This is a genomic window from Levilactobacillus paucivorans (genome assembly GCF_001437125.1).
Lineage (GTDB): Bacteria > Bacillota > Bacilli > Lactobacillales > Lactobacillaceae > Levilactobacillus > Levilactobacillus paucivorans.
The window spans coordinates 25,225-37,211 of record NZ_JQCA01000167.1; the positions used below are offsets into that span (position 1 = coordinate 25,225).

Consider the following 11,987-nt stretch of genomic DNA (forward strand, 5'->3'; position numbering starts at 1 on the left):
CCCCGTGTCCAACCAGAAAATTCTGTGAATTTCACGGACCTCACATCCCCTGTCATAGAAAAAAGCAGTTCCTCGGTGTTGAAACGGCGAGGGGCTGCTTTAATGAAGTGCACCTTGTCAGCCACCAACAGTGAGCCACTGATGTCGACTGCCAAACGATTTCTCATATTCAATATAACACCGCTTTGTGAGCCGTGCAAGTGCCCTGCTCCGGACGCAACGCCCGTTATTCAGCGGTTTTCTGTGCGATCAGCAAGGTGACATCAACGGTAATCCTATCGAACGGATTGGCTTGGATGGCAGCCAAGCGTTCTGGCGTCGCACCCCAGTGCATCGGGGTCATCACGGTTAAATCACTAAACAATGCTGTGGATACCGGGAACTGGTAACGAATCCGTTTCGTCGTCGCATTAGGATAATGTTGCTCGAAGAGGCGCAAGACTTTCCCATTGTCGTAGGTGGCGTGCGCACTCCCTGCTGGGAAGATGCTGTGACGCAACTCAATCAGGTAATCTGAATTGGGGATCACCTTGAGCAATTGTCCACCCGGTGCCAGTACCCGATTGAATTCCTGATAGGCCGAGGGTGAAAATAGATCGAGAATCGTGGTAAAGGCCCCATCACTAAAGGGCATCTTGGCGAGATCAGCGACACAGAAGAAGGCCGAGCTGGCCAATTGTGTTCCCAGATTAATTCCAGCCTTCGAGAGGTCAAACCCAATGGCCGTGTCGCGTTGACCACGCTGGGCCAACACATCGGCTAATGGCGTGCCTTCCCCACAGCCAACGTCGAGAATAGTCTGTGGATCAGCCGGCATGTTAACCGCGAACTCCTGGGTAATCCCTGCAAAGAGTCCAGCCTGTAGCAAACGCCGGCGAGCAGCTAACATGTCATTGTCATATTCGCTAGCGACCGAACGCTGCATGAAGTACAGTGTTCCTTTTTTAGAAAGATCCACGCGATGTCCATTCGGACATACGAGACTGTGACCATCCACCGCATCATATGGTGTCAGGCAGACCGGACACCGAAAGAGACCCGTATTCGCGGTTAGAAAGGCCGCCGCCTCATCAATTTTCTTCATCTGAATTTGCTTCCTTTTCCGTGACTGGCGGGACTTCAACGTATCCGCCTGCAAAATTTTGATACCAGTGGAACCCTTCCGTAGCCACGACGCGGATCACGGCATAGCCCGGGATTCCCAGAACCACCCCGAGGATCCCGAAGGCTTTCCCGGCGAGTAACAAGATAAAGATAATGGTTAAGGGGTGAATCTTCAAAGAGCTCCCCAGGACCAGTGGTGAGATGAAACGCCCTTCGACGGTTTGTTCCACCACAAAGACAATCAGCACCTTGACCAACATCCAAGGTGACATGAATGCCGCCACCACGACCGCGGGAATCATGGCTAGAAACGATCCGAGATACGGAACTAGGTTCAAGACCCCCGCCATCATGCCGAGTAATAACGCAAACTTCAACCCGACAATTAGGAAGCCCACATAGAAGAGCACGGCCACAAAGAACGCTACGATTAACTGCCCCCGAACATAGTTGCTAACCTGACGATTCATTTCCACCAACAAATGTTTGGTCGTCTTCCGGTATTTGATCGGAAGAATCTTGACCAAGTGATCTGGTAACTGATGGCCATCTCGCAGGAGATAGAAAAGAATAAATGGTGCGGTCACAATGGCGACAACCACCGAGGCCACCCGACTCACAATACTCCCAACTGATGAAAAGGTCGTCTTTGCTAGGCTAGAGACCGCCGTGGAAGAGCTATCCGATAGCTGTTGATTGACCTGATCCAGTTGTGACTTTAGTCCACTCAGCCGGTCATCTTGAAGCCACAGTGACACGGTCCCCGACACTTGACGCCAATAGTGTGGCCATTCCGTAATCAGAGTCGTCAATTGCTTCTGCACCATGGGAATCAAGCTACCAATACCCCAGACTAGAAGCGCGGCCACAATCACAAATAACCCCGTGATCGTCCACGTTCGACCAATCCCCCGTTTCTCCAACCGATCCACCACTGGATTCAACAGATAGAAACAGACACCCGCAATGATGACGGGCAGTCCCACGATCTGCCAGACTAAAACGATGGGCGTTGCGAGCCATGGGACTTTACTTAGGACTAACAAAATGAGTAAAATGAGGAGCGTGATTGTTAATCCAGAGACCAAGCGGTTATTAACCACCCAGTTCCAGAACCACGACCGATTTTTATGAGACTCTGTCTTCAAAGGCTTCACTTCCGTTATTAAAGTGGGTATATTGTACCATACCACGAAGACCAGTGACGACTCTTGAAGAGAGAAAGGAATGAGACATTTGCGAATTATTGAACCATTATTAGAAAACTATGCTGACCTACCCAATGCTGTTGAGGCGGGTGCGAAACGCATCGCCCTCGCCGACAACCTTGCCGTCGGCGGCACGACTATCAGCAAGGGCGTCATGGGTGAGGCCGTCCGCTACGCCCACGAACACCAAGTCACCCTCGACGTTTTAATCGCCCCTAGAGGCGGTCACAGCCCCTATAACGATGTCGAAATCAAAATGATGGAGGCCGACCTGCTCGAGGCGCAACAACTCGGCGTCGACGGTGCCATCTTTGGCGCGCTGACCACCCAACACACGTTGGATGTCGAGGCCCTCAGCCTCCTCATCGCCGCGGCCGGTGGCATGACCATTACCTTCAGCACAGCCTTCGATGACATCCGGCCGCAAGACCGGGGAACTGCCGTTGATTGGCTTAGTAGCCAGGGGGTTGACTATGTTCTGAGTACCGGTGCTGCCAGTGACGACCGGTTGGCCGACTGGACCGCCACCAAGCGGCTCTTAGACTCCGTTAACTTGACCCTGATTGCCAGCGGACTCACAGCCCAAGAAATTGAACCCGTTGCTAAGGAACTTGGCACAAACTTCTTCTTTGGCACCGACGTCCTCAACTAAAGTTTTCCAAACGAAAGGCTCCTCACGTCTGTAAATGACGTGAGGAGCCTTTTCTAGTGAACCCCTTGGCCGTTAACCCGAGCCGTCGAAACCGCATTTTCAACGACCGTCGTTAACCCCCAATCAACCCAACTGTTCACTGCCCACAGTCTTAATCGGCCAAGTCAGCCAGCAACGCCTGCCACTTCTGACGAGTTGCCGTGGCCGAGTAATCATTGGCCCGTTTGAGACTGTTTTTCATATAACGACGCTGGAGTTTCGGATCTTTTAAGTAATCGCGAATCTTCCAGTATAGAAGGTCTTGGTTGTTCCGTTCGACGAGATTTCCATTCTCACCGTCGATCACCATTTCATTTGGTCCATACCGAATATCATAACTGATGACTGGTACCCCAAAGCTTAGTGCTTCGAGAGTCGTCAGCGAGAACCCTTCCTCGACACTCGTGACCATTTCTAGTGACGCCTGTTCGTACTCAGCCGTCAGATCAGGCAGATAGCCTCTGAAGAAAACATGTTTTTCCAAATGATGTTCCGTCACGTAGTCGCGGAGACGCTGCTCCTCGATTCTGCTTCCGAAGCCAAAGAGGTGTAACTCAACGTCTGGAAATTCATCGACGAGTCGACCCACGACTTGGACCTGTTCCATCACTTGTTTTTCCGGTGAGAGCCGCGCAACCCCAATGATTCGGTGAGGTTGTTTCTTCCGCAAATTAACCCGTTGCTTCGTGGTATATCCGACTGGAATCACCACAATTGGTGGTAACTCGGGGAATCGTTCCCGCAGATCGGTCCGCTGCAATTCAGTTGAGACTACGATTCGATCAAATAGTTGCGGATGCTCCAAGACATATCGGTAGGTCCCCTTCAGTGGGCCCTTAATCACGTTGGCTTGGTCCCGCGCATGGGTACTGTGGAAGACCGCGCACACGGTCACATCTGGCCGCGTATCCCCAAAGGCTGGGGCTAGTGGCCCGTTCTTGTCACTGAAATACACATCCCCGGCCTGATAGAGTTCGTTGAAGAAGAACGTCTGAAGCTCACGTTCCGTATCAAAGAACCATTGCTGGCCACGATAATCGTTCAGAATGATCTGATGGAGCTTCGGTTCACCCGGGTCGTTGGTGTAGTACTTTTCCATTTTGACGTGCCCACCGGTATCCAGGTACACCTCATTTTGAACTTTTTGATTGTCATGCAGGTAACTTATCCGGCTCAAGAAGCCTCGGTTATCGTAATGTTCCCGCTTAACCTTCATCCGTTTCGCATCGAAATAGTTCAGATAAACCAACTGTTTCAATGATTCATCTCTAAAGTGCGCATACATCAGGAAACGACCCTCGGTGGTAAAGACCCGTACGTCGGGTGCTGAAGCCACCTTTTGAATCCGGTAATGGCACGTTTCTTCCCAGTATTTGCACCAATCAATCGCCTTGACTGGCACACTCACCGTGTCCTGAAAGTAGTCGTAGAGACTAAAGCAGTCGGGACCAATGCCAAAACGTTCGGCATTGGCGTGAATACCAGGATTGTACCGCGTATAAACACACTTTGCCGGAAGATTAGCCGCCTTAAAGAGTTTCAGCCGGTTAACTTGACCTTGCTCAATCCCTGTTAGTTTTGCGTTAAAATACACCGCAACAAAGTAGTTCATAGTTAGGCCTCCTCAGCCACGGCGCGTTGGGCCTGCGTCTGGTGATCAAAGTAGTCCAGCAGAATTTGCCATTTGGCAAAGACGGCATCCTCTGAGTAACGTTGTGCATTCTGATAAGCCGCGGCACTGAAGGCCGCCAACCGATCCTGATCACCCAGTAAGGCAATCATATCGTCAGCTAGTCCTTGGACATCGCCATCGGTCGTCAATAGACCACTCTCGCCATTGGCAATGATATCGCTAGGCCCATACTTCACGTCGTTGGCAATCATTGGCACCCCATGCGACTGAGCTTCCAGTAACATCAGAGAAAAGCCTTCGGCACGACTTGGTAATAGCCCCAGCTGGGCACGGTCATAGACCGCCGCGATGTCATGCGTATAGCCCTTAAACGAAACGACATCACTTAAGCCACTGTCGGCCACCTGTTGCTTGAAGGCCTTCTCGACATCCCCGTTCGCGTAACCCCAAAGTTCAAGCCGCGCATCGGGAAACTTTTCATGGACCTGGGCAAAGGCTTGAATCGAATGATTCTGTTGTTTTTCAGGCGCCAACCGAGCAACGTGAACCACAAGGTGTTTCTGTCGCTTGCTAAACGGTTCTTGTGGCGCGGCCATCTGTTCATCCGTGACATAACCAACTGGAATCGTAAACGCTGGAATATCGGTGCCGAAGCGGTCGGCCACGTCTTGAGATTGTTCCGGGGTGGCGGAGATCACGGCATCCCACTTGTGCCAGTTCATTAAGGCATTTTGATAGTTGTTGTTAAGTGGTGAGTGAATCATATCGCTTGGATCGGCCACGTGGTCATTGTGCAGGTGTAAAACCTTGAAGGCTGGCGTCTGCATGTTGAAGAGCGCCCAGTCACATTCCACGGTCCGGTCACAGATGTAGACGTTGGTTTCTCCATTGGCATTCAATTCATCATAGAAGAAACGTGTCAGGCTGTTCATCCCATTAAAGGTTCGGCTACTGCCGTCCCCATAATTCAAGACGCGCCAGGAAAGGTGTTCCTTGCCAGCATGGTCAATCAGATGACACTTCTCGATGTGCACCAAGCCATCTGGTCCGAAGTACTGTTCCTGGACGATCTTACCGTCCCAATCGAAGAGCTGTTCCAAACATTTGAAGCCGCGGGTGTCCCACCAAACCATCTTGAGCGTCCGCCCATTCACATCAAAGTATTGGATGTTGCTAATCTCATCTTCAGTGTCTTTTCGCAGGTAAATAATCATGAGCATCTTCCCTTGCGAGAACACCTGAAGTTGATTGTCTTTCTTGGTACTGGTGGTGTTGCGTGGTAATGAAAAGTCATTGAGGGTCAGTGGCTTAGTGGCCACGTCTTGGCTCCCACAGAAAAATTCAAATAAGTTCACGAAATTCTCGCGAGGAATACCAGCCTGTTCCAAAATATTAGTCAGATCCATTGAGAAGATCCGCGTCACAATCTTGGCTGGGATACCATTCTTACGGAAGAGATGGAGCCGGTTAATTTCCGCGTGTTCAATCCCTGATTTTGAGTACTGCATGTTGTCATTTAAGAAATAATACATGAGGCGTTCTCCCTTCTATGCCTGTAAGCAACGTTGCCAACGGTTCCAGACCCGACGTTGCGTCCAGGTCGCATTGGCTGTCTGATAAGCGGCGTGACTCATGGTCTGAAGTGTCTTCGGGTTACTGAAGAGTTCAGTAACGTGTTCGGCCATTGCCAGTGAATTTCCGCGGTCAACCAGATAACCGTTGTCGCCATCCACAATCAGATCCTTTGGACCGTAATTGAATGGGTAGCTGACGACTGGAATCCCATGGCTCATTGCCTCCAGCATCCCCATTGGCCCACCGTCTGCAATCGACATGTTGACGAGGACTTGATAAGTATCGTACTTCTGAGTCAGCTCTGGATCGTAGTCTTTGAAGGTCACATTGTGTTCGAGATGAAGTTCACTGACCAGGCTAACCATCTTCTTCTGATAGTCATGGTCACCGTACCCATAGAGGTCAAATGTCGCGCCAGGAACCCGATCGTGAACTAAAGCAAACATCCGTAAGAGCTGGTCAATCTGCTTATCCTGGGCAATCCGGCCAACGTATAGCAAGCTGTTCGCCCGCCGTTCAGTCGGCGCAACTTCATCACTCCCGTCTTTGGCGAGTGGCGCCATCGTAACTGCCGGCATCTCAAAGACATTAGCTTCTGGGAAACGTGTTCGCAGATGCTCTGCCTGCTGTTCGGTTCCCGTAATGAAGCCATCAAAGTGCCGGAAGTGCTCAAAGGCCGGCTTCAAGAAGCCATCCAGGTCACCATGAAGCGGATCATCTGGTGTAACGGCGTGATTGATTGGCAGATAAATATATTTCCGTGACCCATCGTCTAAGTTGAGCAGTGGTCGTACCCCGGTACCAGGACGATCGCTGATAAAGGTCGTCGTCCCGGCATCTTGTTTGCTGAGTTCTGCCAGGAAAAATTCAAATAAGTCATCCTGATTCTGGAAGAAACGGTCACCTTGACCTTGATAATCCTTCAGAATTACCCGCGACACTAACGGATTGCCGTTCGTATCGGGCACACTATAAATTTCCAGTGCGGTCTGACCGGTGGGTGTGTAGTACCGTTCTAAGACCAACTTGCCATTCTGACCGAAGTACTGGGTCGCTGAACGGAAGCCCCGCCAGTCCCACAGATCCGTTTCGATCAAATTGCCCTGATTGTCCGCGTGTTCATGATAGAACACCCGACCAATGGTTCCCGGGATGAATCCCACTCGTCCGAGATTGTCATCACCATTGAGTACTTGACTGAAGTTGGCCCCCACAACCACTTCGGTTTCTACTGGCAGGCGTAAATCATCAGTTCGCATAACTGTTGTTGGCACGTTCGTTGCCTGCTGGAAGAAGTCAAACATATTCACCACTTCATCATCTGCGAGCCCAAAGGTGGTCAAGGTTCGATGCAACAACCGATCGTAAATCTTTGTCACAATCTTGGCGGGTTCCTGGTAATGATTAAATAGTTTCACGCGGTTCATTGCGGTATGTTCCACACTTGAATTCTTTTGCAAAATGTATTCATTAATAAAATAATACACGACTGCCACCTCATTCTTTTCGACTAATTATTCCCGTTACTCTTCCCAGGGATACTTACCTTCATCATTTTTTTCTGTGTGTTTCATCATGTATTCCGTCCGTTCATCCATCCGTTTGCGAGTCTTCCGCTTATTGGCAGAGCGGAAAACCAACACCACGATTCCTAAAACAATATAGATGGATAACCGTAGAAAGAACTGAATCTTCTTATAGGCAAAAATACTGGTTAACGCGAGCATGCAAGTGGCCCCTTTCTAATACTTATAGTCATAGTAACTAATCAATCCTGATAAGAAATGTTCACAATCATCGATCCGTGTTCGGAAGTGGTCATTGCGGGCATAGAAACCACCAACCAATTTGGCTGGATGGTAGAAGTACATCGCCACCTCAGGGAAGAAACTTCCCGCCAACAGCTCATACTCAGCTCGGTACTGCCAAACGGAGCGTAGCGTGGCCACGTCATAGGGCGCCAACAGATCGCCGTTGCCCGTTGCTTGATTGGTATCTGTCATCTTGACCGCTGCCGTCAGTAATTCTAAACGCGTCGGATAAGGCATCAATTTGTGTTTGATGTTGTCCAAATCTTCAAAGGCATTCTTCAGCCCCATCACCATATAATCACGGTTATTGCCGAAGATTGCTAAGGCATCGTTGACAGCATAGGCAATCCAGTGGTCATGGTTCTTACCATAGTCGTGAGCCACCATGAAGTCCAAAGTTTCCTGAATCAATGTCTTCACGCGCTCATCGTGTGTCAGGGCATACAGCCGTGACATGGCGAAAACAATTTCACCTTCATAATAAATGATTCGAAAGGCATCCTTAACACTCAAGTCTGATCGTAACACATGATTGAATCGGCCATCTGGCTGGCGAAAGGCTTCGATTCCTCTGAAAGCCTGCATCGCCTGTTCTTCGAATCGGTCTTCATGAGTGACTTCTTGGTACTTGCACAGTGCCAGAATTAACATCGCCTGCGCCCCAAGCTTCAACTCTGCCTCGCCCTCTTTAGGCTGTTCCACGACGAATAACGCATCGTTTTTCACCATTGTCAGATGTTCCAGCCCCCATTTGAGCGCATGCTTGGCTTGCTTGAGGTCCTTGGACCGCTTGGTAAACGTAATCGCTTCCAATAGGGCATAAATTGAAGAAAAGTGCCGGACACTGTTGTAGTTGTTTAAAATCCGTTTGAGGCTGGGAAAGTACCCATAAACGAACTGACCATCGTCTTTGATTTGATTCCTTAGGTAGGTTTCACCTAATCCTAAATAATCTGCTAGTTCTTGCTTGGGTTCCACTAATTGGCGAACACCAAGTAATTGCGGGTGGTTGTCTTCTAACGGCCAGACCCGATTACCATCGGTGAACACGCCACTGGTTGTGAAGGTCCAGACACTGTTGCCAGCCTGAATATCGCCGTCGACCTTGCCATTACGTTTCATGAGATATTCCGCAATTGCCGAATAATTTACAGTGGCCTTGGCTGTTGTTTTCCCAACCTTATAGTCTTGAGCAGGTTCAAAGAACTCATGACCGTTAATTTCCATTTCTAGTAGTGCCGTTTCGAAATCCTTATCAAAACTGACCCCTCGTCGCCAGAAATTGCCACGGGTAATCTTAGCCACATTCGTCGTAAATTTTTCTCGACTGGTTTGTTGGATAGAGTGAACGGTTTCTACCCGAATCCAGGATGATGAAACTGCCTTAGTGAGCTGATGTTCGACCTGAACCCAGGCCTTCTTAAACGACTCTTCACGGACCACTGTCACGGCCGCACGATGTCTTCTATCGGAAATAGAAACTATCAATGTTGACTGTCCTGTCACCCGGTTTTGAAGATTACCCTGGTTAATTAGTTCCCCTTTCAAACGCTTAATTAACGCCTTTTTCATCTAATTTCACGCCCCCATAAATTCTTAGTATTTTACGAGAAAGCCAAATAGAAAATTAGTTCATCTAAATCTCATTCACTATAAACTAATGATACTATTTCTTTCGCGTATTGTCGATTAATAGCCTCGACTTATATAAGAATCCTCACAGTTTGACCTGTGAGGATCCGGTCATGTAACGTCACCGTTACACTTTGTACATTGTGTTACTAAACCGTGTGATCATCATCACTGTTTCCTTGACCGTGCTTGCGACCGAAGAACCACCATGAACCACCCGTTGCGGCAGCAATCGCTGCAATGATTGCTCCCCAGAGCGTGGTGTGATTGTCTTCATTGTTATCAGCCGTCGTAGTTGCATCAGCAGAATTTCCAGAATTCTTGACATTACTATTACTATCACTGCCATTACTATTCTTGGAATCCCCTGACTTGCTTTGCTTGTCAGAATCATCCTGACTCGCATCATCTGAAGTGCCGGTCGTCCCAGCTGCCGTTAAGTCGACTGGTGCTGCTTGGCCTTGAGCCGCATCACCTGAGTAACCTAAGGTAGTTGCCATGCCACCTGCAGTGCCCGAAACATTGGTACCAGAACCAGTACCGTTGTTTGAACCACCGTTTGTGCCACCGCCGTTACCATTGCCGGAACCTGCGCCAGATCCAGAACCAGATCCAGAACCTGAACCGGAGCCACCGTTTCCGCCATTTCCATTATTTCCGCCGTCTCCAGCATTCCCATCAGAATCACTATCTGAGTCGGTATTACCATCGGAATCGCTGTCGCTATCCGTATTGCCATCAGAATCGGAATCTGAATCGGAGTCACTATCTGAGTCAGAGTCACTGTCAGAATCTGAGTCACTATCTGAGTCGGAATCGCTGTCAGAGTCCGAATCACTGTCAGAATCTGAGTCACTATCGGAATCAGAATCGCTGTCGCTATCCGAGTCACTGTCGGAGTCCGAGTCACTGTCGGAATCTGAGTCACTATCTGAGTCGGAATCGCTGTCAGAGTCCGAATCACTGTCAGAGTCCGAATCACTGTCAGAATCTGAGTCACTATCGGAATCAGAATCGCTGTCGGAGTCCGAATCACTATCGGAATCGGAGTCACTGTCGCTGTCAGAGTCACTGTCTGAGTCGGAATCGCTGTCAGAGTCCGAATCGCTGTCGGAGTCAGAATCACTGTCGCTGTCCGAGTCACTGTCTGAGTCTGAATCACTATCGGAATCTGAATCACTGTCGGAGTCGGAATCACTATCGGAATCAGAGTCACTGTCTGAGTCGGAATCGCTGTCAGAGTCACTATCGCTATCAGAGTCTGAGTCACTGTCGGAATCCGAGTCACTATCGGAGTCTGAGTCGCTATCAGAATCGGAGTCACTGTCGGAATCAGAATCACTGTCGGAGTCACTATCGCTATCAGAGTCACTATCGCTATCAGAGTCTGAGTCACTATCGGAGTCTGAGTCGCTATCTGAGTCTGAATCACTGTCGGAGTCCGAATCACTGTCGGAGTCTGAGTCACTGTCGCTGTCCGAGTCACTGTCGGAGTCGGAATCGCTGTCAGAGTCTGAATCACTGTCGGAGTCTGAGTCACTGTCGCTGTCCGAGTCACTGTCGCTGTCCGAGTCACTGTCGGAGTCTGAGTCGCTGTCGGAATCAGAGTCACTATCTGAGTCGGAATCGCTGTCAGAGTCTGAATCACTGTCAGAATCAGAATCGCTGTCCGAATCACTGTCGGAGTCCGAGTCACTATCAGAATCCGAGTCACTGTCGGAGTCGGAATCACTATCAGAGTCGGAATCACTATCAGAGTCAGAGTCACTATCTGAGTCGGAGTCACTGTCGGAATCCGAGTCGCTGTCGGAGTCGGAGTCACTGTCGGAATCCGAGTCTGAATCACTGTCGCTGTCGGAGTCACTGTCGGAGTCAGAATCACTATCGGAATCAGAATCACTGTCTGAGTCCGAATCACTGTCAGAGTCGGAATCACTATCGGAATCAGAATCACTGTCGCTGTCCGAGTCACTGTCGGAGTCCGAATCACTATCGGAATCAGAATCACTGTCAGAATCGGAGTCACTGTCGGAGTCGGAGTCACTGTCGGAGTCGGAATCACTGTCTGAATCAGAGTCACTGTCGGAGTCACTATCTGAGTCGGAATCACTGTCGGAATCAGAGTCGCTATCGGAGTCCGAGTCACTGTCGCTGTCCGAATCACTGTCGGAGTCGGAGTCGCTATCGGAATCGGAGTCACTGTCGCTGTCCGAGTCACTGTCGGAATCAGAATCACTGTCTGAGTCGGAATCACTGTCGCTGTCCGAGTCACTATCTGAGTCCGAGTCACTGTCAGAGTCCGAGTCACTATCGGAATCAGAATCGCTGTCGGA

At 49.7% G+C, this 11,987-nt stretch carries 8 protein-coding genes and 1 pseudogene; 1 reads left to right on the forward strand and 8 read right to left on the reverse strand.

Annotated elements, in window-relative coordinates; genetic code table 11:
- Positions 1-226 precede the first annotated feature (226 nt).
- Both IV54_RS11335 and IV54_RS11340 read right to left on the reverse strand, forming a co-directional pair.
- On the reverse strand, positions 227-1,084 hold the full coding sequence (locus IV54_RS11335) for a methyltransferase domain-containing protein (protein ID WP_057879421.1): 858 nt from the start codon (positions 1,082-1,084) through the stop codon (positions 227-229).
- Entirely contained in the window at positions 1,071-2,252 is a 1,182-nt protein-coding gene (locus IV54_RS11340; protein WP_057879422.1) for an AI-2E family transporter, read from the reverse strand. The genes IV54_RS11335 and IV54_RS11340 overlap by 14 nt, the downstream gene beginning before the upstream one ends.
- A 79-nt stretch (positions 2,253-2,331) precedes the next feature.
- On the opposite strand from IV54_RS11340, the gene IV54_RS11345 reads away from it, so the two are divergent.
- Entirely contained in the window at positions 2,332-2,964 is a 633-nt protein-coding gene (locus IV54_RS11345; protein WP_237756729.1) for a copper homeostasis protein CutC, read from the forward strand.
- 151 nt (positions 2,965-3,115) lie between these two features.
- Here the strand turns inward: IV54_RS11345 and asp1 are convergent, their stop codons facing one another.
- The 6 genes and pseudogenes from asp1 to IV54_RS12155 all read right to left on the reverse strand — a co-directional run.
- Positions 3,116-4,615: an accessory Sec system glycosyltransferase Asp1 gene (gene asp1, locus IV54_RS11350; RefSeq protein ID WP_057879424.1), complete on the reverse strand. Its 1,500-nt coding sequence runs from the start codon at positions 4,613-4,615 to the stop codon at positions 3,116-3,118.
- Positions 4,616-4,617: 2 nt separating this feature from the next.
- Positions 4,618-6,168 carry a glycosyltransferase family 4 protein gene (locus tag IV54_RS11355; protein ID WP_057879425.1) on the reverse strand — a complete coding sequence of 517 codons (1,551 nt, stop codon included), beginning with the start codon at positions 6,166-6,168 and terminating at the stop codon, positions 4,618-4,620.
- Between the two features lie 15 nt (positions 6,169-6,183).
- Positions 6,184-7,698 carry a glycosyltransferase gene (locus IV54_RS11360; protein WP_057879426.1) on the reverse strand — a complete coding sequence of 505 codons (1,515 nt, stop codon included), beginning with the start codon at positions 7,696-7,698 and terminating at the stop codon, positions 6,184-6,186.
- Positions 7,699-7,734: 36 nt separating this feature from the next.
- Positions 7,735-7,938, reverse strand: coding sequence for a hypothetical protein (locus IV54_RS11365; RefSeq protein ID WP_057879427.1), 204 nt, complete (start codon positions 7,936-7,938; stop codon positions 7,735-7,737).
- Positions 7,939-7,953: 15 nt separating this feature from the next.
- Complete coding sequence (locus IV54_RS11370; RefSeq protein ID WP_057879428.1) at positions 7,954-9,594, reverse strand: hypothetical protein; 1,641 nt, start codon at positions 9,592-9,594, stop codon at positions 7,954-7,956.
- Positions 9,595-9,803: 209 nt separating this feature from the next.
- Positions 9,804-11,987, reverse strand: a pseudogene (locus IV54_RS12155) (serine-rich repeat glycoprotein adhesin); the annotation flags it as partial.